We start from the raw sequence: 21190 nt of genomic DNA, 5'->3' as shown, positions 1-21190 counted from the left end.
TCGGCATGTCCCGGCTCAGCGCAGTCTTCGACGGGCTCAGCCCGGGAGCAGCTTCGTGGCCGAGCCGACCACCGGGAAGTCCTTGAGCGCGCCGCTCTCGTGCAGCGGTCCGGTGGCCATCGCCGTGGAGATCGGCTTGAAGTCCGCGATCTCGGTGCCCACCGCGTTGTCCAGCGGGTCCACCGACGTCTTGGCGAACGGATTGAGGCTGAGCGTCTTGGCCGGGGCGAGCGCGTTGGTCACCCCCGCCGAGAGGTCGCCCGTCACGGAACGGGTCGTGCCGTCGACCTCCGCGCCGGGGTTCGCCACCGTCCGCTCGACCGTCTCCGTCGGTCCCGCGAGCGCCTGGGCCGCGCCCGCGGTCCCGGCCAGTGCCGCGCCCGCGGCGGTCGCGGTGAGCCCGGCCCGCAGCAGCACACGGCCGCGTCGGGCCCCGCCGGCGGTGTTTCGTGCCATGTCGTCCCACTCTCGTCACATCAGCACTGCGTATCGCTTCAAGCACGCAGCGTAGTTGAGGTGTGATGCTCGATACCAACGGGCTCCCCGGGGGGTCCACCTCCCGGGTGGATGCCTCAGACTGGTGTCCCGTGACCGCACACGCCATCCCGACGGCCCGCGTCGTTCTCCTCACGGGCCCCTCCGGTTCAGGAAAGTCCTCCCTCGCCGCCCGCACGGGTCTGCCCGTGCTGCGCCTGGACGACTTCTACAAGGAGGCCGGTGACCCGACCCTGCCGCGGGTGCCGGGCTCCGCGGACGTCGACTGGGACTCCCCGCGCTCCTGGGACGCGGACGCGGCCGTGGCGGCCGTCGTCGAGCTGTGCCGTACGGGACGGACGGCCGTGCCGGAGTACGACATCGCCACCAGCTCGCGGACCGGGACGACGCTGTTCGGCATCGACCGCACGCCGCTCTTCGTCGCGGAGGGGATCTTCGCGGCGGACATCGTGACGCGCCTGCGGGAGCACGGGGTGCTCGCCGACGCGCTGTGTCTGCGCGGGCGCCCCTCGACCACGTTCCGGCGCCGGCTCCTGCGCGACCTCAAGGAGGGGCGGAAGTCGGTGCCGATGCTGCTGCGGCGCGGGTGGCGGCTGATGCGGGCCGAGCGCGGGATCGTGGCGCGCCAGGCCGCGCTGGGGGCGCATCCGTGCGGCAAGGAGGAGGCGCTGGGCCGGGTGGCGGCGGCGGCCGCGGGGCGGTGTGTTGCCGCGGCCGCGCCCACTGTTCGGGTCTGATCCCGTCAGTGGCGGCCCGCGGGCCGGTGGGGGTGAGTCGCGCGGTTCCCGCGCCCCCGGGCAGTGCGGGCCGAGCGGGACCGCGGGGCGAGCCCGGGGCGAAAAGGAGAAGCGGGACCGAGTGGACCCCCCGGCCCCCGGTCCCGCCCGTTTCCCCCGTTACCCGTACGCCCGGCGCATCCCCCGAGGCGCCGGCCCCCGTACGCTCCCCCCTGATCCCCGTACTCCGGCGGCTGCCACCGCCGGACCAGACCTTCAGGCCACCAGCTCGCCGAAGGACTCCTCCTCGTCACGGCCGAAGGCGAGGACGTCGTCCTCGCGCAGCCGGCGGAGCGACCGCCAGATGCTGGACTTCACCGTGCCGACACTGATGTCGAGTATGTCCGCGATCTCCGGGTCGGTGCGGCCCTCGTAGTACCGCAGGACCAGCATCGTGCGCTGGAGTTCGGGCAGTCGTGCCAGCGCCTGCCAGAGCACCGCGCGCAGCTCCGTGCCGCGCATCGCGTCCGTGTCGCCCGCCGTCTCCGGCAGCTCCTCGGTCGGGTACTCGTTCAGCTTGCGGCGGCGCCAGGCGCTGATGTGCAGGTTCGTCATGGTGCGGCGGAGGTAGCCCCCGACCGCGGCCTTGTCGCTGATCCGGTCCCAGGCGCGGTAGGTCGAGAACAGCGCGCTCTGGAGCAGGTCCTCGGCCTCGAACCGGTCTCCGGTCAGGTGGTAGGCGGTGGCGTACAGGGAGGCCCGGCGCTCCTGCACATAGGCCGTGAACGCCGCTTCGGCCTGTGCGGCCTCGGAGGCGGAACGCTCCCCCGTGGTCTCCCCGTACGCCACATCCCCGCCGGTCCCCGCCCCGGTGAAGGGCGAGGTCGGTACCGCGTCGAGCACCGTCATGTACGACTGGTGCTGACGCCCGGTGCCGCGAGCGCACCCCCGTCCGCTCACGGCACCGGACTTCTCGCTCCGCACGACGTCGTGGAGACGCGTGACAACTGCGCTTGAGGTGGTGCTGTGCAGTGCGTTCATCTCGCGCCCCCCGTCGGTGGAGTCTTGTTCCGGTCGGTACGAGGAAGACTCTGCCGGGCCAGTTTCATCGCGGTGTCCGACGACTGTCACAGGCCTGTCACAGCGGGCCGTGCGCGGGGAAAAGGGGGCGCTGTCCACGGAAGGTCGAACTCCGCTCCCCCATGGGTCAGAATGACCTCCGTGCCTTTCCTGTTGCTGATCGAGGACGACGACGCCATCCGCACGGCGCTCGAACTCTCCCTGTCCCGCCAGGGCCACCGTGTGGCCACCGCGGCGACGGGTGAGGACGGCCTGAAGCTGCTCCGTGAGCAGCGGCCGGATCTGGTCGTGCTGGACGTCATGCTGCCCGGGATCGACGGCTTCGAGGTGTGCCGCCGCATCCGGCGCACCGACCAGCTGCCGATCATCCTGCTGACCGCGCGCAGCGACGACATCGACGTGGTCGTGGGCCTGGAGTCCGGCGCCGACGACTACGTGGTCAAGCCGGTCCAGGGGCGGGTCCTCGACGCCCGGATCCGGGCGGTGCTGCGGCGCGGCGAGCGCGAGGCCACCGACTCGGCGACCTTCGGCAACGTGGTGATCGACCGCGCCGCGATGACGGTCACCAAGAACGGCGAGGACCTGCAACTGACCCCCACCGAGCTGCGGTTGCTCCTGGAGCTGAGCCGCCGCCCCGGGCAGGCGCTCTCCCGCCAGCAGTTGCTGCGGCTGGTGTGGGAGCACGACTACCTGGGCGACTCCCGGCTGGTCGACGCGTGCGTCCAGCGGCTGCGGGCCAAGGTCGAGGACGTACCGTCGTCGCCCACGCTGATCCGCACGGTGCGCGGGGTGGGCTACCGCCTCGACACCCCGTCCTGAGCCCGCCTTCGCGGACGAACCCAAGAAAGCAGCGATTCGGAACGTGAAGAAGGCGATACTCGCCGGCCTCCGCTGGACCAGCCTGCGCCTGCGTCTGGTCGTCGTGTTCGCGCTCGTCGCGCTGACCGCCGCCGTCTCCGCGTCGGGGATCGCGTACTGGCTCAACCGGGAGGCCGTGCTCGTACGGACCCAGGACGCGGCGCTCGGCGACTTCCGGCAGGAGATGCAGAACCGCGCGGCCTCGCTGCCGCTGCGGCCCACCGCCCACGACCTCCAGACCACCGCCCAGCAGATGGCGGCGAGCAGCCGCTCCGGCTACCACGTCACCTCCGGCTACCAGGTGCTCCTGGTGGACCAGCGCGACCCGGGCAAGCCGATCGTGGGGGCGTCCGACGTGGACCGCTTCACGCTCGACGACGTGCCCGCCTCGCTCCAGGAGGCGGTGGGCAAGAAGCTGAAGGTCACCGACAGCAACTCCTATCCGTACCACCTGTTCTGGCAGCGCAGGACCCTGCGCGGGAAGCCGTACCTGGTCGGCGGGACGAAGATCATCGGGGGCGGCGCGACCGGATACATGCTCGCCTCGCTCGACCAGGAGCGGCAGGACCTCAACTCGCTGGCCTGGTCGCTCGGCATCGCCACCGGGCTCGCGCTGCTCGGCTCCGCGCTGCTCGCGCAGGCCGCCGCGACGACCGTGCTGCGGCCGGTGCAGCGGCTCGGCGACGCGGCCCGCCAGCTCGGCGAGGGCAAGCTCGACACCCGGCTGCGGGTCTCGGGCACGGACGAACTGGCCGATCTGTCGCGGACGTTCAACAAGACGGCCGAGAGCCTGGAGAAGAAGGTCAGCGACATGAGCGCGCGGGAGGAGGCGAGCCGACGGTTCGTCGCGGACATGTCGCACGAGCTGCGGACGCCGCTGACCGCGCTGACGGCCGTCACCGAGGTCCTGGAGGACGAGGCGGACAGCCTCGACCCGATGATCGCGCCCGCCGTGCAGCTGGTGGTCTCCGAGACGCGCCGGCTCAACGTCCTGGTCGAGAACCTGATGGAGGTCACGCGCTTCGACGCCGGTACGGCCAGGCTCGTCCTGGACACCGTGGACATCGCCGACCAGATCACCGCGTGCATCGACGCGCGGGCCTGGCTGGACGCGGTGGACCTGGACGCCGAACGCGGCATCATGGCGCGGCTCGACCCGCGCCGCCTGGACGTGATCCTGGCCAACCTGATCGGGAACGCGCTCAAGCACGGCGGCTCTCCGGTACGGGTGTCGGTGCGGGTGGAGGGCGAGGAACTGGTGATCGCGGTACGGGACCACGGGCCCGGCATCCCCGAGGAGGTGCTGCCGCACGTGTTCGACCGCTTCTACAAGGCGAGCGCGTCCCGGCCGCGGTCGGAGGGCAGCGGTCTCGGCCTCTCCATCGCGATGGAGAACGCCCACATCCACGGGGGCGACATCAGCGCCGCGAACTCGCCCGAGGGCGGGGCGGTGTTCGTGCTGCGGCTGCCGCGCGACGGGGGTGAGGAGGCGTGAGGCGGCTCCTCGGCGGGGCGCTGGCCCTGCTCGCGCTCGGCGCCGCCGCCACGGGGTGCGGCATCCGGCCCACCGCGGTCCCGGTGGACGCCGGGCCCGCGCCCTCGCGGGTGCCGTGCGAGGTGCCGGGGAACCCGGAGAACCCCCTCTCCCCGCAGTTCGAGGGCGTGACGGTCCGGCTCTACCTGGTGTGCGGGGCGCAGCTGGTGTCGGCCGAGCGGTCGGTGCGGATCCCCGAGGGCCGGGCCTCGGCCGACCGCCTGCGGTTCGCGGAGGCGCTGCTCGGCGAGCTGGAGGTCACGCCGTCGGGGGACGAGAAGGCGGCCGGTTACACGACGGACGTCCGGGGGCCGCTGACGGTGACGGCCGCGCGCAAGGGCGATCCGGCGGGGGCGCTGCGGCTCAGCCGGCGGCCCGAGGACCTGCCCGCGCTCGCGCTGTCACAGATCGTGTGCACGTACGCGGAGAACACGCCGGTGGGGTCCGGGGGGCGGGTGGTGCTCGGGGGGCCCGGGGAGGATCCTGTGCGGGCGTACGCGTGTACGGGGGAGATGAAGTCGCGGCCGGACGCGGTGCCCACGCTGGGGGAACCCCTGCGGCCCTCTGCCTCGCCGGATTCTTGATCCCGGGTGCGGGGGGGCAGGGCCATCCAGCCCCGGTTGTGGGGGGCCTGAACGGGGTCCGCACCCCGTCTCCCCGCTTACGCCGGGGCCTACGGCCCCCCGCCCCCCTGAAGGGCCTCACATCCCCGCACCGGGGCTCCTTTCGCGTGCGGACGGGCGGGGGCTGATCGCGCAGTTCCCCGCGCCCCTGAGAAGGGCCTGCGGCCCATCACCCGAACCCGCGCTCCTTTCGCCCGCGGACCGGTGGGGGCTGAACGCGCAGTTCCCCGCGCCCCTGAGAAGGGCCTGCGGCCCATCACCCGAACCCGCGCTCCTTTCGCCCGCGGACCGGCAGGGGCTGAACGCGCAGTTCCCCGCGCCCCTGAGAGGGGGCGACCGTGTCCCGCTCGGAGCGTCGGGGGGGGCTGAACCCGCTGTCCCGGGCGACCCGGACCCCCTGGGGGGCGCGGGGAACTGCACGACCATCCCCCGCCCACCCGCAGACGAACCCGCAACGCACCCCCAGCCACGTGCCACCCACCCCCGCCCCCACCTCCCCCCACGGACAAAAGCCCCCGGAACCGATCCCCCGCCCCCGTGCGTCCTCGCCCACGTGCAACAGCGTCATGCCCTGGGCAACCCCCCCGGCCCCGTCGTCCCGTTCCGCGTGGCGGGTTCTGGGCTTCTTCTCGTTCACATGGCGCTCGTCGTGTGCCTCACCCTGCGTCCACGGGACGTCATGTGGGTGACCGCGCCCAACCTCACCCCGCTCGCCGGCATCCGCGCCGACCTGGCGCTCGGGTGGGCCGAGGCGGTGAGCCGGATCGGCGGGGGGCTGCTGCTGCTCGCGCCGCTCGGTGTGCTGTTCCCCCTCGTCGGCGGACGCCTCGACGTCTCCCCCGTCGCCTCCCTCCTGCGGACGACCGCCGCCGCGGCCCTCGTCTCCCTGGGCATCGCCCTGCTGCAGACGTCCGTACCGGGCCAGGTCGCCGACGTGGACGCGCTGCTCCTGAACACCGCCGGGGCCGCCCTGGCCCATATCGCCGTGGTACCGGCAGGACGGATCGCGCTGCGGCGGCGTCAGGGGCGCGACCTGCCCGTACCGCCGCAGGCTCAGGGTCGTACCCCGACGATTCCCAGGGTCGGGATCGCCCCGTAGTCCGACGCTTTGCCCGGTTCGGGGCGGCAGGGTTGAGGCAGCGAACGACACCGAACCCGGAACGACACCGGCCTCAGCCCGAAGGAGTCCCCATGGCCGCCCTTGCCCGCCCCCGCGACGGACGCATGATCGGCGGGGTGTGCGCCGCGCTGGCACGGCGCTTCGGCACCTCCGCCACCACGATGCGCGTGATCTTCCTGGTCTCGTGCCTGCTGCCCGGCCCGCAGTTCCTGCTCTACATCGCGCTGTGGATCCTCCTCCCCAAGGAGCGGACCCACAGCCCCGCCTGGTGACGGCCGTCGCCCCGGAGGTCAGCCCAGCACCCGGCGCACCTTCTCCAGCTGCTTGTCCGCCACGTCCCTCGGCACCTCCACCAGCTCCTGCGCCCCGCCCCTGGCCGGGGGGCCGAGGTTGATCGTCATGAACCGCGCGATCGTCGCGCCCTGGCGCACCACCACGACATGGACCGGTGTCTCCACGCCCACCTGGGCGGACGACGCCGACCAGCTCACCGACTCGTCGCCGCCGGTCCGGTACGGCCGGGCCGTCACGCGCGCGTACGTGGAAGCCGTCGCGCCCATGTCGGCCGTGAAGCGGGGGCAGGCGGCGACCGCCGCGCGCAGGTCCTTGAGGAGTCGCTCGGCGTCGGGGCGCGCGTACGTGCTGAGCGAGGCCGCGACCGCCAGGCCGAGTCTTCGCTGGGAGCCCAGGCCCCGGTCGACCGTCTCGCGCGCCCTCGGGTCGGGCTGGTCGCCCATGACGTCGGCGAGCGGCTGGCACGGCCGGCGGTCGGCCCGCGGGCGGGTCCGGGCGCGGGCGGTGGTGTCGGCGGAGACCTGGTAGCCGGGCACGTCGCCCTGGGCGAGGGCCGCCCGCTGGAGGGCGGTGGCCGACGAGGGCGAGGAGGCGCGGGAGGCGGCCTTGCCGTCCGAGGCACCGCCCGAACCGCACGCGGTGGTGAGGAGCAGCGCCGACGCCGACAGCACGGCGAGTCCAGTCGCCTTCACACGCATCGTGGAACCCTACTCACCTGTCAATTGTCCGCGTACGAGCCGCGATCCTGACACAGACGCGGCGGAGCGCACACCCGAGACCGGATGTGCGCCCCACCACAAGGCCTCCACGCACCGGCCGGCGGCGCGTTCGCGCCGTCAGCCGCCGAGGGGCAGACCGGCGCTGCCGAGGGGCAGGCCGCCGGTCGGCAGGCCGCCGAGCAGGCCGCCCACCGGGTCGGACGCGGCGGGCGCGCCCTTGCCCACGGCGTGCTTACCGCCGGTCAGCGACTGCGGGGCGCCCTCGGGGAGCGTCTTGGCGACGCCCTCCACGGGCAGCGTCTTGGTCAGGCCGGACAGGGCGGGGAGCTCGGGGACTCCGGCCACGGCGGGCGCGGCGGAGGCCGTACCGGCGGCAGCGGCGGCGAAGGCGACACCGACAGCGGCGGCACCGAGCGTCTTGACGGCAGACTGCTTCATCTGGAATTCATCCTAGGGAAGGGGATGTGAGCGGCTCTGCAAGCTAGTCAGACCGCCACGCGCCCCGCAAACACGTGAAACCACGGGAAAAGGCCGGGATTTGCTTCTCCCGGCCGTGTGGACGTGTTTCCCGATCAGCCCATCGGCGGGGTGGAACCGCTGGTCGCAGCGGTCTGCTTGAACAGCCATTCGGATTTCAGCTCGGCGTATCCGGGCTTGATGACGTCGTTGATCATGGCAAGGCGTTCGTCGAAAGGAATGAACGCTGATTTCATCGCATTGACGGTGAACCACTGCATGTCGTCGAGCGTGTAGCCGAACGCCTCGGTCAGCCGCTCGAATTCCTGGCTCATGCTGGTGCCGCTCATCAGCCGGTTGTCGGTGTTGACCGTGGCGCGGAAGTGCAGCCGGCGCAGCAGCCCGATCGGGTGTTCGGCATAGGAAGCGGCGGCGCCCGTCTGGAGGTTGGACGTCGGGCACATCTCCAGCGGGATGCGCTTGTCCCGTACGTACGCGGCGAGCCGCCCCAGCTTCACGGTGCCGTCCCCGGCGACCTCGATGTCGTCGATGATCCGCACCCCGTGACCGAGCCGGTCGGCGCCGCACCACTGGAGCGCCTGCCAGATCGAGGGCAGGCCGAACGCCTCGCCCGCGTGGATGGTGAAGTGATTGTTCTCCCGCTTCAGATACTCGAACGCGTCCAGGTGTCGGGTGGGCGGGAAGCCCGCCTCCGCGCCCGCGATGTCGAAGCCGACCACGCCGGAGTCCCGGTAGGAGTTGGCGAGTTCGGCGATCTCCAGGGCGCGGGCGGCGTGCCGCATGGCGGTCAGCAGTGCCCCGACGCGGATGCGGTTGCCGTCGGCGCGGGCCCGGCGCTCGCCTTCCCGGAAGCCCTCGTTGACCGCCTCCACGACCTCCTGGAGGGTCAGCCCGTTCTCCAGGTGCTGCTCCGGCGCGTACCGCACCTCGGCGTAGACGACACCGTCCTGCGCCAGGTCCTCGGCGCACTCGGCGGCGACGCGGAAGAGCGCGTCGCGGGTCTGCATGACGGCGCAGGTGTGCGCGAAGGTCTCCAGATACCGCTCCAGGGAACCGGAGTCGGCGGCTTCCCGGAACCAGATGCCGAGCTTGTCGGCCTCGGTCTCGGGCAGGTTGGTGTACCCGGTCTGTTCGGCGATCTCGATGATGGTGCCAGGACGCAGACCGCCGTCGAGGTGGTCGTGGAGCAGCACCTTCGGGGCGCGGCGGATCTGGTCCGTGGTCGGTACGTCGGTGGTCTGGCTCGTCATCTGCGCATGCTAGCCCCTACGCGCGTAGATCACCGGGAGTCGCCCGGTTGCCGATACGTAACAGTGACTGCGCGGACGGGTGGAGTACACGTCGGCTTCTGAGACTGTTCTGCCATGGCACAGCATGCGACTTCCCTGCCTGCTGCCCGGCTCGGACGGGCCGTCGGCGCGACCGGCGCCGGCTCCTCGGTCGGCGGTGTGGTGCTGGTGCTGCCGGACGGCGACCCCGTCTCGGCACGCCGCCCCTCCCCCCTCGCGTACGCCTCGGCGCTGCCGCTGGCACGGCGGTTGGCCCGGGCGGGCCGGGACGACGGACTGGTGGCCCATCCGGTGCGCTACCGGGGCCGGGGCTGGAACGGCGGCGACGCCCTGCTCGCGGCGGACGCCGAGTGGGCCGCGGACGAGGTGGTGCGGCGGTACGGGGACGTGCCCGTGTGCCTGGCCGGGTACGGGATGGGCGGGCGGGCGGCGTTGCGCGCGGCGGGGCACGAGGCCGTCGAGTGCGTGCTCGCGCTGGCCCCCTGGCTCCCCGATGAGGACGTGGCGGCCGAACCGGAGCCGGTGAAGCAGCTGGTGGGGCGGCGGGTGCTGATCGTGCACGGCACCAATGACGCGGCTTGCGACCCGGAGCTGTCGTTCCGCCTCGCCGCGCGCGCGAAGAAGGCCAACCGCGACACCTGCCGCTTCGAGGTCCACTCCGACGGGCACGGGCTCCGCCAGCACCGGCCCGAAGTCCTGGCGCTGGCCGCAGACTTCGTGAAGGGCTCGCTCTTCGCGCACGCGTACGCGCGTCCCGTCGCCGACGCCCTGGCCGCCCCGCCGCCGCTGGGGCTGCGGATGCCGCTGGCGGCCGGCTTCGGGAAGTCGCTGGGCGGGTAGCGCCCGCCGGGACACTCACACCGGCAGCAACTGTCCCCGCCGGGACAGCAGGAACGCCTTGAAGGCGGCCACCGGAGGGGTGTCGGGGTGGCCGTCGAGCCAGGCGACCCCGATCTCGCGGACCGCCCGGGGCGCCGTCACCGTCAGCTCGACCACCCCCGGGCGGGCCACCGCGGGCGGTGGCAGCAGGGCCACACCCAGGCCCGCCGCCACCAGACCGCGCAGGGTCTCCGCCTCCTCGCCCTCGAAGGCGACCCGGGGCGCGAACCCGGCCTGGGCGCACAGGTCGTCCGTGATGCGCCGCAGGCCGTACCCGGGCTCCAGGGTCACGAACGTCTCCTCGGCCGCCTCCGCGAGCCGCACCCGCTTGCGGGCCGCGAGGCGGTGGTCGTCGGGGACGACGAGGCGCAGCCGCTGCTCGTCCAGGCGCCGTGCCACCAGGTCGGGGGCGTCGGGCACCGGCGAGGTCAGGCAGAGGTCGAGGTCCCCGGCGCGCAGCCGCTCGATCATCGCCTCGCCGTAGTTCTGCACCAGCGTGAAACGGACCCGGGGGTGGGTGACGCGGAAGGCACGGATGAGGCCGGGGACGGTCTCGGAGCCCATGGTGTGCAGGAAGCCGAAGGCGACCTTGCCCGTCGCCGGGTCGGCGTCGGCCCGCACCGAATCGGCGGCCCGCTCGACCTCCGCGAGGGCGCGTTCGGCCGAGCCGAGGAAGGTGCGCCCGGCCGGGGTGAGCGAGACCGTGCGGCCCCGGCGGGCGAACAGGGCGACGCCCAGGTCCTCTTCGAGCCGCACCATCGCGCGCGAGAGCGTCGACTGGGGCACGCCGAGCTCCTGCGCCGCGCGCGTGACGTGCTCGTGCCGGGCGACCGCGGCGAAGTACGCGAGGCGGGGCGTGAGCACCGCGACCATGTCTTCTTCGTAACTGTTCAATGACAGACACCCGCCTGAGCTCTGCTTATGCGTACGTGGATCGATTATGCGCGCTCCACGCATTGGACGCATGAATCTCCTGGGCCTACGGTCGAACCATGCCTCCCGCCAGTACCGGGGCACCCACCGCCGTGGGTGCCTCCACCTCGCCGTCCCCCGACCAGCTCTTCCCGGGCGCGCCCGGCTACCGCCGGATGAGCTTCGCGCTCTTCGCGGCCGGGGTCGCCACCTTCGCCCTCCTCTACTCCACCCAGGCGCTGCTTCCGCTGATCTCCGCGGACCTGGGGGCATCGGCCTCCGCGGCGAGCTGGACCGTGTCGGCGGCGACCGGCGCGCTGGCGCTGTGCGTGCTGCCGCTGAGCGCGGTGTCGGAGCGGTTCGGGCGGTCCCGGACGATGACGGTCTCGCTGGTGGTCGCGGTCGGCGTGGGGCTGCTGGTCCCGTTCGCGCCCGGCGTGGGCTGGCTGGTGGCGCTGCGGGCGGTCCAGGGCGCGGCGCTGGCCGGACTGCCCGCCTCCGCGATGGCCTACCTCGCCGAGGAGGTACGGCCCAAGGCGCTGGTCGCCGCGATCGGCCTGTTCGTCGCGGGCAACTCCATCGGCGGCATGAGCGGCCGCATCCTGACCGGCTGGGTGGCCCAGGCGTGGGGCTGGCGCGCGGCGCTGGCCGCGGTCGGACTGCTGGCGGCCGGGTGCGCGGTGGTCTTCCGGCTGCTGCTCCCGAGGTCGCGCCACTTCCGGGCGGCGCCCCTCGACCCGCGCGCGCTGGCGGCCACCGTGCGCGGCCACCTCGCCGACCCGCTGCTGGTACGCCTGTACGCGATCGGTGCGCTCTTCATGACGGTCTTCGGCGCCGTCTACACGGTGATCGGCTACCGGCTCAGCGCCGCGCCCTTCCACCTCCCGCAGGGCGTGGTCGGCTCGGTCTTCCTGGTGTACCTGGTCGGTACGGTCTCCTCGGCCGGGGCCGGGACGCTGGTGGCCCGGCTCGGCCGCCGGGGCGCGCTGTACCTGGCCGTCTCCACCACGGCCGCGGGTCTGGTGCTGAGCCTGCTCGACTCGCTGGCGGCGGTCCTGGCGGGCCTGGTCCTGATCACCGCGGGCTTCTTCGCGGGCCACGCGGTCGCCTCCTCCTCGGTGAGCCGCACCGCGAAGACGGGCCGCGCCCAGGCGTCGGCGCTGTACCAGTCCGCGTACTACCTGGGCAGCAGCGCGGGCGGCACGCTGGGCGCGGTCGCCTTCCACGCCGGCGGCTGGAGCGCCACGGTCCTGCTCGGCCTGCTCGCCGTCCTCGGCGTCGTCTCGGTGACGCTGTACGGCAGCCACGCCGCCCGCACCGAGCGCCGCCGCGCCGCGACGCGCCTCGGCGCACCCCGGGTGACCTGCTGAGACGTGCGTCCGATGCGCGATTGTCAGTGGGCTCCTGTAGCTTCCGAAGAGCTGGAGCACATGAGCGATCTGGGGTGGACGCGATGGGTGATCCGACGACGGATCCGGCGGTGGAGACGGACCTCGACTCCCGCCTGGAGAAGCACCGGACCGAGCTGACGGGGTACTGCTACCGGATGCTCGGCTCGGCCTTCGAGGCGGAGGACGCGGTACAGGACACGCTGGTGCGGGCGTGGCGTGGTTACGAGAAGTTCGAGGGCCGCTCGTCCCTGCGGTCCTGGCTCTACCGGATCGCGACCAACGTCTGCCTGGACATGCTGACCGCGGGCGGCAAGCGGGCCCGCCCGATGGACCTCACGGCCCCGCAGACGGCCTCCTCGGCCGTGCTGCGCTCGCGGCCCGAGATCACCTGGCTGGAGCCGGTGCCGGACGCGCGGGTGCTGCCGACGGCCGTGGACGACCCGGCCGAGACGGCGGTCGCGCGCGAGAGCGTGCGGCTCGCCTTCGTGGCGGCGCTCCAGCATCTGCCGCCCAAGCAGCGGGCGGTGCTGATCCTGCGCGAGGTGCTCGCCTGGAGGGCGAGCGAGGTGGCCGAGCTGCTCGGCACCACGGTGGCGTCGGTCAACAGCGCGCTCCAGCGGGCGCGTTCGACGCTGGCGGAGTCGCAGCCGCGCGCCTCGGACGCGGCGGACCCGCTCGACGAGGACCAGCAGAAGCTCCTGGCCCGCTATGTGGCGGCGTTCGAGGGGTACGACATGTCGGCGCTGACGTCCCTGCTGCACGAGGACGCGACGCTCTCGATGCCGCCGTACGACCTGTGGCTGCGCGGCCCCGAGGACATCGTGGCGTGGCACGTGGGGCCCGGGGCCGGCTGCCGGGGGTCCCGTCTGGTGCCGACGGTGGCCAATGGGACGCCGGCGTTCGGCCAGTACCGGCCCAGTGGGCCCGGGGGGCGCCATGAGCCGTGGGCGCTTCAGGTGGTGGAGATCGCCGACGGCAGGATAGTCGGGCTGAACGCGTTCCTGGACACGGCGCGCTGGTTCCCCCTGTTCGACCTGCCCGAAGCGCTCGGCACGGCCTGAGGGGGTCTGCCCCTGCCGGGGCCGTGGGTGGCTGCACGCGCAGTGCGCCGAGGCCCTTTTGTGCCCGGACTTCGTCTGCGGCTGTGTGGGGGGTGCTCGCGCAGTTCCCCGCGCCCCCAACCCCGCGTGCGTCTGCGACGCGTACGGTTCCCCAGCGCCCTGAATGCCATCGTTCGCCTGCGGGCCGTGGTGGGCCGGTCGCGCAGTTCCCCGCGCCCCTTGGGCAGTCGGCCGCAGCCGGAGAACCGAGCTCAGCCACAGGCTTTCAGGGGCGCGGGGAACTGCGCGGGCAACCACCACACACCCGCAGACAAAGCCCGGGCACCATCACTCCTCCAGGCCCGCAAGGCGCAGCAACGCCCCCAGCCCCGGCCCCGCGTTCCGTATCGACAGGCGCCCCCCGGCCCGGCGCGCGGTCAGCCGGAGCCGGGCCACCGCCTCCACCGCCGCCAGATCCGCCCGCACCAGCCCGCCCACATCACACACCACCTCCCGCGCCCCGGCCGCGTACAGCGCCATCAGCCGCGCGCACAGCGGGGGGACGTCGGCGAGGGCCAGGGGGGACGGGACGACGAGGAGCGCGGGTCGCTTGGGGTTCACATGCGGACAGACCCGCCCCGGCCGGGAAAGTCATCGGCCGGGCGGGTCCGGGGAGCACGGACGGACTGCCCAGGCGTCAGGCGATCCGGTCGAGGACGATCGGGTTCGCGGTGAACGAGGTGCCCGCCGGGGCGATGTCGTACGAGCCGCCCAGCGTCTGAAGGGCGTAGTCGAACTTCTCCGGCGTGTCCGTGTGCAGGGTGAGCAGCGCCTGGCCCGCCGTCACGGTGTCACCCGGCTTGGCGTGCAGCTCGATGCCCGCACCCGCCTGCACCGGGTCCTCCTTGCGGGCCCGGCCGGCGCCCAGGCGCCAGGCGGCGACGCCGATGTCGTACGCGTCCAGGCGGGTGAGCACACCCGAGCTCGGGGCGGTGACGACGTGCTGCTCGCGGGCGACCGGCAGGGTGGCGTCCGGGTCGCCGCCCTGGGCCGCGATCATCCGGCGCCACACGTCCATGGCCGAGCCGTCGGCGAGGGCCTTCTCGGGGTCGGCGTCCTTGATCCCGGCGGCGTCCAGCATCTCCCGGGCGAGTGCGAGGGTGAGGTCGACGACGTCCTGCGGGCCACCGCCGGCCAGGACCTCGACGGACTCGCGCACTTCGAGCGCGTTGCCCGCCGTGAGGCCGAGCGGGGTGGACATGTCGGTGAGCAGGGCGACGGTCTTCACGCCGCTGTCGGTGCCGAGCGCGACCATGGTGGAGGCGAGCTCGCGGGCGTCCTCGATGGTCTTCATGAAGGCGCCGGTGCCGACCTTGACGTCGAGGACCAGCGAGCCGGTGCCCTCGGCGATCTTCTTCGACATGATCGAGGAGGCGATCAGCGGGATGGCCTCGACGGTGCCGGTGACATCGCGCAGCGCGTAGAGCTTCTTGTCGGCGGGGGCCAGGCCGTCGCCCGCCGCGCAGATGACGGCGCCGGTGGTGTCCAGGACGTTCAGCATCTCCTCGTTGGAGAGCAGCGCGCGCCAGCCGGGAATGGACTCCAGCTTGTCCAGGGTGCCGCCGGTGTGGCCCAGGCCCCGGCCGGACAGCTGGGGCACGGCCGCGCCGCACGCGGCGACCAGCGGGGCGAGCGGCAGCGTGATCTTGTCGCCGACGCCGCCGGTGGAGTGCTTGTCGGCGGTGGGCCGCGAGAGCGCGTCGAAGTTCATGCGCTCACCGGAGGCGATCATCGCGGCGGTCCAGCGGGCGATCTCCGTACGGTTCATCCCGTTGAGCAGGATCGCCATGGCGAGGGCCGACATCTGCTCGTCGGCGACGACACCCCGGGTGTAGGCGTCGATGACCCAGTCGATCTGCTCCGGGCTCAGCTCGCCCCGGTCTCGCTTGGTGCGGATGACGGAGATGACGTCCATGGCATTCCTTCCGGCGTGGTGCGGTTCGTCCGTGCGGTACACGCGACTCTACGCGCATAGAGAGGTCTGACGGATGCGGCCCCTCCCTGGCTGATCGGCAACGGAGGGGCCGCGGTGGTTACTTGGGGTCCTGCGTGAGGTGGTCCGGACCGAAGGCCTGCGGGAGCATCGCGGCCAGCGGCAGGACGCCGTCCGGGGTCTCCAGCAGCAGGTCCGGTCCGCCGTGCTCGAACAGCAGCTGGCGGCAGCGGCCGCAGGGCACCAGCGCGGCGCCGTGGCCGTCGACGCACACGAAGTGCGTCAGGCGCCCGCCACCGCCCAGCCGCAGCGCCGAGACCAGCCCGCACTCCGCGCACAGGGCGAGGCCGTAGCTGGCGTTCTCGACGTTGCACCCGGTGACGGTGCGCCCGTCGTCCACGAGCGCCGCCGCGCCGACCGGGTAGCCCGAGTACGGGGCGTACGCCCGGGACATGGCGTCCCGGGCCGCCTCGCGCAGGGCCTCCCAGTCGACGGCGCCCGCACCGGGGGCGTCCGGCGTCACTTGCCCTGCCCCTTGCGGTAGCGCATGCCGTCGGCCTTGGGCATCCGCAGGCGCTGCGCGGAGAGCGAGAGCACGAGCAGGGTGACCACGTACGGCGTGGCGCCGACGAAGTCGCTGGGGACGGTGTCGGTCATCAGGTACCAGACGAGGATCGCGGCGGCCACGACCGCGCTGATCACCGCCTGGAGCATCGCCTTCTTGTACGCCTTCCAGGCGGCCAGGGCGACCAGCAGCACCACGAGCAGGAGCAGCAGGGCGTGCACCGTGGTGCCGCCGTTGCGCAGCTGGAGCGCGTCGGAGAAGCCGAAGAGGCCCGCGCCCATGGCGAGTCCGCCCGGACGCCAGTTGCCGAAGATCATCGCGGCGAGGCCGATGTAGCCGCGCCCGCCGGTCTGGCCCTCCAGGTAGATGTGCGAGGTGACCAGCGCCAGGAACGCGCCGCCGAGACCGGCGAGACCGCCCGAGACCGCGACCGCCGCGTACTTGTAGGTGTACACGTTGACGCCGAGCGACTCGGCGGCGATCGGGTTCTCGCCGCAGGAGCGCAGCCGCAGGCCGAAGGCGCTCTTCCACAGCACCCACCAGGTGCCCACGAAGAGCAGTACGGCGATGACGGTGACCCAGGAGACATTGGTGACCAGGCCGCCGAGGATGCCCGCGAGGTCGGAGAGCAGGAACCAGTGGTGCTTCTGGACCGACTCCAGGCCGGAGGACAGCCCCGGGACGGTGAAGCTCGGCAGCGTCTCGGCCGGCGGCGACTGCTTGGGGTTGCCGCCCTGCGCCGCTGCGTCGCCCTCGTTGAAGAAGAGCTTGGCCATGTACTGCGTGGCGCCGACGGCGAGCAGGTTGACGGCCACACCGGAGACGATGTGGTCGACGCCGAAGGTGACGGTGGCGACCGCGTGGACGAGGCCGCCCAGGACGCCGAAGCCGACGCCCGCCAGCAGGCCGAGCCAGGGGCTGGTCTGCCAGCCGACCCAGCCGGCGCCGAAGGTGCCGAGGATCATCATGCCCTCGAGGCCGATGTTGACCACGCCGGCCCGCTCGGACCACAGGCCCGCGAGGCCCGCGAGACCGATCGGCACGGCGAGGCCCAGGGCGGCGCTGATCTGGCCCTCGGAGGTGAGCTGGTCGGCGCCGGTGATGATGCGCACGGCGGAGACCAGGAGCAGTGCGCCCGCGACGATCAGCAGGAGCTGCGCCGCGGAGAACTTGCGCTTGGCGTTGCCCTTGAGCCCGGCCGGGGGCGGCGGGGTCTTGGCGGGGGTCGTCGTGACGCTCATGCCGTCACCTCCTGCTTCTTGGCGGCCTGGGCCGCGAGCTCGGCGCCGACGCGCTGCTGCTGGCGCTTGAGGCCGTAGCGGCGGACGACTTCGTACGCGATCACGACGCACAGGACGATGACGCCCTGGATCACGCCGAGGATCTCCTTGTCGTAGCCGATGACTTCGAAGTGGCCGGTGGTGCGCTCCAGGTAGCCCCAGACCAGCGCGGCGAGGGCGACGCCCGCCGGGTGGTTGCGGCCGAGCAGCGCGACGGCGATACCGGTGAAGCCGAGGCCCAGCGGGAAGCTGTTGTCGAACTGGTGGCTGTCGTTGAGCAGCGTGGGCAGACCGACCAGACCGGCCACCGCACCCGAGATGACCATGCTGGTGACGATCATCTTCTTGACGTTGGCGCCGCTGGCGGCGGCGGCGGACTCGGACTGGCCGACGGCCCGCAGGTCGAAGCCGAAGCGGGTGCGGCCCAGCACGAACCAGTAGGCCACGCCGACCAGTACGGCGACGACGATGAAGCCCCAGATGGAGCCGGCCGCGCCGTTGTCGATGGCGAAGAACCAGTTGTCCTTCGGCAGCGGCTTGGTGGAGACCAGCGTGCCGGCCTGGTCGAGCTGGCCGAGCCGCTCGGGCTGGAGCAGATAGGCGATGATCGCGGTCGCGATGGCGTTCAGCATGATGGTCGAGATGACCTCGCTGACGCCCCGGGTGACCTTGAGGACGCCCGCGATGGCCGCCCACAGGGCGCCCACCGCCATCGCCGCCAGGATCATCATCGGGATGGCGACGACACCGGGCAGGGTGACCGCGCCGCCGAGCACCGCGGCGAGGAAGGCCGCGATGCGGTACTGGCCGTCCACACCGATGTTGAAGAGGTTCATCCGGAAGCCGATGGCCACCGCGATGCCGGCGAGGTAGTACGTCGTCGCCTTGTTGAGGATGTAGACCTGGCTGTCACTGGCCGAGCCGTACGACAACATGTCGTCGAAGGCGGGCATCGGGTTCTTGCCGGTGGCCAGGATGACCAGGGCGGTCACGACGAGCGCCGCGACCACCGCGAGCACGGGGGCCGCGACCGCGAGGAGCAGCTTCTCCCGGTCGATGCGCTGGGTGAACTTTTTCATCGGTCCTCTCCCCCGGTGCTGCCGTCGTGCTCCAGGTGGCCGGCGGCGGCGCCGGTCATGGCGGAGCCCAGCTCCTCAGGGGTGATCGTGGCGGGGTCGGCGTCGGCGACCAGGCGGCCGCGGTACATCACCCGCAGGGTGTCGGACAGGCCGATCAGCTCGTCCAGGTCGGCGGAGATCAGCAGCACCGCGAGGCCCTCGCGGCGGGCCGTGCGGATCTGGTCCCAGATCTGCGCCTGAGCGCCCACGTCCACGCCCCGGGTGGGGTGCGCGGCGATCAGGAGCTTGGGGTCGTGGCTCATCTCGCGGCCGACGATCAGCTTCTGCTGGTTGCCGCCGGAGAGCGAGGCCGCGGTGACCTCGATGCCGGGGGTGCGTACGTCGTACTCGCGCACGATGCGCTCGGTGTCCATCCGCGCGGCCTTGTTGTCGAGCAGCCCGCCCTTGGAGTTGGGGCGCTCGGTGACATGGCCGAGGACGCGGTTCTCCCACAGCGGGGCCTCCAGGAGGAGGCCGTGGCGGTGGCGGTCCTCGGGGATGTACCCGATGCCGCCCTCGCGCCGCTTGCGGGTGGGGGCGTGCGAGATGTCGGCGCCGTCGAGGGTGATGACACCGCCGTCCGGGTCGCGCATGCCCATGATCGCCTCGACGAGCTCGGCCTGGCCGTTGCCCTCGACGCCGGCGATGCCCAGGACCTCGCCCTTGTGGATGGTGAAGGAGACCGCGGAGAGCACCTCGCGGACCACGCCGTCGGGGTCGGTGGCGGCCAGGCGCAGGTCGTCGACCCTCAGCATGGGCACGTCGGTGACCGTCGACTCGCGGGTCTCGGGCGAGGGCAGCTCGCTGCCCACCATCAGCTCGGCGAGCTGCTTGGTGGTGGTGTTCCTCGGGTCGGCGGTGCCGACCGTGGTGCCGCGCCGGATGACGGTGATGTCGTCGGCGACCTTCAGGACCTCGCCCAGCTTGTGGGAGATGAAGATGACGGTCAGGCCCTCGGCCTTGAGCTCGCGCAGGTTGTCGAAGAGCGCCTCGACCTCCTGCGGGACCAGGACGGCCGTCGGCTCGTCGAGGATCAGGGTGCGCGCGCCGCGGTAGAGGACCTTGAGGATCTCCACGCGCTGGCGGTCGGCGACGCCCAGGTCCTCGACGAGGACGTCGGGGCGCACGTTCAGGCCGTACGCGTCCGAGATCTCCTTGATCTTCTTACGGGCCTTGGCGCCGATGCCGTACAGCTTCTCGCCACCGAGGACCACGTTCTCCAGGACGGTGAGGTTGTCGGCGAGCATGAAGTGCTGGTGCACCATGCCGATTCCGCGCGCGATGGCGTCGGCGGGGCTGTGGAAGGCCACCTGCTCGCCGTCGACGGTGATGGTTCCCTCGTCCGGCTTCTGCATGCCGTAGAGGATCTTCATCAGGGTCGACTTGCCGGCACCGTTCTCACCGCAGAGGGCATGGACGGTGCCCTTCTTGACGGTGATGTCGATGTCCTTGTTGGCGACGACGCCCGGGAAGCGTTTGGTGATGCCGCGCAGTTCGACGGCGGGAGGGCTGGACGCGTTGATGGCGCACTCTCCTCGGGAGCAGGAGCGGGGGGCAGGGGGCTTCCGGAGAAGCTAGCGCGCCAACTCCGGCCTACGCGCGTAGAGTTGACACTTCGTTATGCCCGGCGGGCAGAGCGGTGCCGCTCTGCCCGCCGGGCCGGGTGCGCCCGGCCGGAGCCGGGCGCGGTGACTGCGGCGGCCGGGACGGGCCGCCTTGGGTCACGGGGTGGTCTTGACCTTGATCTGGCCGTCGACGATCTTCTTCTTGGCCGCGTCGATCTGGGCCTTGATGTCGTCGATGAAGCCGCCGCTGGTGGCGAGGGAGACGCCGTCCTTGGCCAGCGGGTAGCTGTTGGTGCCGGTGAGCGGCTTGCCGTCCTTGACCGACTTGACCAGGTCGTAGACGCCGATGTCGACGTTCTTGACGACCGAGGTCAGGATCGAGGACTTGTACTTGGCCAGCGAGGCCTGGTTGTACTGGTCGGAGTCGACGCCGACCGCCCAGGCGCCCTTCTTGCCCGCGACGGCCTCGATGGCGCCGTTGCCGGAGGAGCCGGCGGCGGTGTAGATGACGTCGATGCCGTCGTCGAGCATGCCCTGCGCGGCGGCCTTGCCCTTGTCGGGGCTGGCGAAGCCGGAGGTGTCCGAGCCGTGCGACAGGTACTGGGGCTTGACGTCGGCCGAGGGCTTGGTGTCCTTGACGCCCTGGACGAAGCCCGCCTCGAACTTCTTGATCAGCGGGACGTCCACACCGCCGATGAAGCCGATGTGGCCGGTCTTCGACTTCAGCGCCGCGGCGACACCCGCGAGGTAGGAGCCCTGCTCCTCGGTGAAGACGATGTTGTCGACGTTCTTGGCGCCCTCGACGACCGAGTCCACGATGCCGAAGGACGTGTTCGGGTACTTGGCGGCGACCTGCTTCATCGAGTTGGCGTAGGCGTAGCCGATGCCGATGACCGGGTTGTAGCCCGCCTGGGCCAGCTGGGTGAGGCGCTCGACGCGGTCGGCCTCGGTGTCCGTGGTCTTGGCGGTCAGCTCCTTGATCTCACCGCCGAACTCGCCCTTGGCCTTGTCGATGCCGCGCGCGGCGGAGTCGTTGAACGAGTGGTCGCCACGGCCGCCGACGTCGTACGCGACACCGACCTTGACGCCCTTGCCGCCCGCGCTGGACGACGCGGAGGAGTCCTTGTCCTTCTCGGAGGACGTGCTGCCACACGCGGTGGCGGAAAGAGCGAGGGCGGCGGTGGCGATACCGGCCGCAGCGATCTTGGATACCCGGCGCACGAGGAGGTCCCTTCAGAACGA

General features: G+C 72.3%; 22 protein-coding genes. 9 read left to right on the top strand and 13 right to left on the bottom strand.

Translation table 11 applies throughout. The features are described from left to right. Positions 1–36 precede the first annotated feature (36 nt). Positions 37–456, bottom strand: coding sequence for a hypothetical protein (locus ACZ4MU_RS23560; protein WP_467879798.1), 420 nt, complete (start codon positions 454–456; stop codon positions 37–39). Positions 457–521: 65 nt separating this feature from the next. Between ACZ4MU_RS23560 and ACZ4MU_RS23555 the strand changes: the two genes are divergently transcribed. Beyond that, positions 522–1232, top strand: a complete 711-nt coding sequence (locus ACZ4MU_RS23555; RefSeq protein WP_467879795.1) for a uridine kinase — start codon at positions 522–524, stop codon at positions 1230–1232. A gap of 255 nt (positions 1233–1487) precedes the next feature. Here the strand turns inward: ACZ4MU_RS23555 and ACZ4MU_RS23550 are convergent, their stop codons facing one another. After that, complete coding sequence (locus tag ACZ4MU_RS23550; RefSeq protein ID WP_467879792.1) at positions 1488–2252, bottom strand: SigE family RNA polymerase sigma factor; 765 nt, start codon at positions 2250–2252, stop codon at positions 1488–1490. A 180-nt stretch (positions 2253–2432) separates the two neighbouring features. Between ACZ4MU_RS23550 and afsQ1 the strand changes: the two genes are divergently transcribed. The 5 genes from afsQ1 to ACZ4MU_RS23525 all read left to right on the top strand — a co-directional run bounded on the left by afsQ1 (position 2433) and on the right by ACZ4MU_RS23525 (position 6698). Continuing rightward, the gene (gene afsQ1, locus ACZ4MU_RS23545) at positions 2433–3110 is read left to right on the top strand and encodes a two-component system response regulator AfsQ1 (protein WP_190094067.1); all 678 of its coding nucleotides are present in this window, start codon (positions 2433–2435) and stop codon (positions 3108–3110) included. A 43-nt stretch (positions 3111–3153) separates the two neighbouring features. Then, complete coding sequence (locus ACZ4MU_RS23540; protein ID WP_467879790.1) at positions 3154–4644, top strand: ATP-binding protein; 1491 nt, start codon at positions 3154–3156, stop codon at positions 4642–4644. Next, positions 4641–5267: a hypothetical protein gene (locus tag ACZ4MU_RS23535; RefSeq protein ID WP_467879787.1), complete on the top strand. Its 627-nt coding sequence runs from the start codon at positions 4641–4643 to the stop codon at positions 5265–5267. Before ACZ4MU_RS23540 ends, ACZ4MU_RS23535 begins: the two co-directional genes overlap by 4 nt. 676 nt (positions 5268–5943) lie before the next feature. After that, positions 5944–6405, top strand: coding sequence for a VanZ family protein (locus ACZ4MU_RS23530; RefSeq protein ID WP_467879784.1), 462 nt, complete (start codon positions 5944–5946; stop codon positions 6403–6405). A gap of 92 nt (positions 6406–6497) precedes the next feature. Beyond that, positions 6498–6698: a PspC domain-containing protein gene (locus tag ACZ4MU_RS23525; RefSeq protein ID WP_467879781.1), complete on the top strand. Its 201-nt coding sequence runs from the start codon at positions 6498–6500 to the stop codon at positions 6696–6698. An 18-nt stretch (positions 6699–6716) separates the two neighbouring features. Here ACZ4MU_RS23525 and ACZ4MU_RS23520 read toward each other — a convergent pair whose 3' ends face one another. From ACZ4MU_RS23520 to ACZ4MU_RS23510, 3 genes are all read right to left on the bottom strand, one after another. Then, positions 6717–7418: a hypothetical protein gene (locus ACZ4MU_RS23520; protein WP_467879778.1), complete on the bottom strand. Its 702-nt coding sequence runs from the start codon at positions 7416–7418 to the stop codon at positions 6717–6719. Positions 7419–7556: 138 nt separating this feature from the next. After that, a complete protein-coding gene (locus tag ACZ4MU_RS23515) occupies positions 7557–7877 on the bottom strand; it encodes an ATP-binding protein (RefSeq protein WP_467879776.1) in 321 nt (106 codons plus the stop codon). A gap of 134 nt (positions 7878–8011) precedes the next feature. Next, positions 8012–9166, bottom strand: a complete 1155-nt coding sequence (locus ACZ4MU_RS23510; RefSeq protein WP_467879774.1) for an adenosine deaminase — start codon at positions 9164–9166, stop codon at positions 8012–8014. A 114-nt stretch (positions 9167–9280) separates the two neighbouring features. On the opposite strand from ACZ4MU_RS23510, the gene ACZ4MU_RS23505 reads away from it, so the two are divergent. Beyond that, the gene (locus ACZ4MU_RS23505; protein WP_467879772.1) at positions 9281–10045 is read left to right on the top strand and encodes an alpha/beta hydrolase; all 765 of its coding nucleotides are present in this window, start codon (positions 9281–9283) and stop codon (positions 10043–10045) included. Positions 10046–10060: 15 nt separating this feature from the next. Here the strand turns inward: ACZ4MU_RS23505 and ACZ4MU_RS23500 are convergent, their stop codons facing one another. After that, positions 10061–10957, bottom strand: coding sequence for a LysR family transcriptional regulator (locus ACZ4MU_RS23500; protein ID WP_467879769.1), 897 nt, complete (start codon positions 10955–10957; stop codon positions 10061–10063). Between the two features lie 119 nt (positions 10958–11076). Between ACZ4MU_RS23500 and ACZ4MU_RS23495 the strand changes: the two genes are divergently transcribed. After that, positions 11077–12366 (top strand): MFS transporter, encoded by a 1290-nt coding sequence (locus ACZ4MU_RS23495; RefSeq protein WP_467879766.1) that lies wholly within the window; start codon positions 11077–11079, stop codon positions 12364–12366. An 83-nt stretch (positions 12367–12449) separates the two neighbouring features. Then, a complete protein-coding gene (locus ACZ4MU_RS23490) occupies positions 12450–13448 on the top strand; it encodes a sigma-70 family RNA polymerase sigma factor (RefSeq protein WP_467879763.1) in 999 nt (332 codons plus the stop codon). A gap of 327 nt (positions 13449–13775) precedes the next feature. Here ACZ4MU_RS23490 and ACZ4MU_RS23485 read toward each other — a convergent pair whose 3' ends face one another. The 7 genes from ACZ4MU_RS23485 to ACZ4MU_RS23455 form a co-directional block, all read right to left on the bottom strand. Then, positions 13776–14048, bottom strand: coding sequence for an STAS domain-containing protein (locus tag ACZ4MU_RS23485; RefSeq protein ID WP_467879760.1), 273 nt, complete (start codon positions 14046–14048; stop codon positions 13776–13778). 76 nt (positions 14049–14124) lie between these two features. Continuing rightward, complete coding sequence (locus tag ACZ4MU_RS23480) at positions 14125–15402, bottom strand: thymidine phosphorylase (RefSeq protein WP_467879757.1); 1278 nt, start codon at positions 15400–15402, stop codon at positions 14125–14127. 118 nt (positions 15403–15520) lie between these two features. Further along, positions 15521–15943, bottom strand: coding sequence for a cytidine deaminase (locus ACZ4MU_RS23475; protein ID WP_467879756.1), 423 nt, complete (start codon positions 15941–15943; stop codon positions 15521–15523). Continuing rightward, a complete protein-coding gene (locus ACZ4MU_RS23470; protein WP_467879753.1) occupies positions 15940–17226 on the bottom strand; it encodes an ABC transporter permease in 1287 nt (428 codons plus the stop codon). The genes ACZ4MU_RS23475 and ACZ4MU_RS23470 overlap by 4 nt, the downstream gene beginning before the upstream one ends. Continuing rightward, positions 17223–18344 (bottom strand): ABC transporter permease, encoded by a 1122-nt coding sequence (locus ACZ4MU_RS23465; protein WP_467879751.1) that lies wholly within the window; start codon positions 18342–18344, stop codon positions 17223–17225. The genes ACZ4MU_RS23470 and ACZ4MU_RS23465 overlap by 4 nt, the downstream gene beginning before the upstream one ends. Next, positions 18341–19876, bottom strand: coding sequence for an ABC transporter ATP-binding protein (locus tag ACZ4MU_RS23460; RefSeq protein WP_467879867.1), 1536 nt, complete (start codon positions 19874–19876; stop codon positions 18341–18343). Before ACZ4MU_RS23460 ends, ACZ4MU_RS23465 begins: the two co-directional genes overlap by 4 nt. Positions 19877–20104: 228 nt before the next feature. Continuing rightward, positions 20105–21169, bottom strand: coding sequence for a BMP family lipoprotein (locus ACZ4MU_RS23455; RefSeq protein WP_467879748.1), 1065 nt, complete (start codon positions 21167–21169; stop codon positions 20105–20107). Positions 21170–21190 lie beyond the last annotated feature (21 nt).

The organism is Streptomyces sp. NPDC026377, assembly GCF_055567715.1.
Note: the sequence above shows the minus strand (reverse complement) of the source record. Positions and strands in the feature narration are given on the sequence as shown.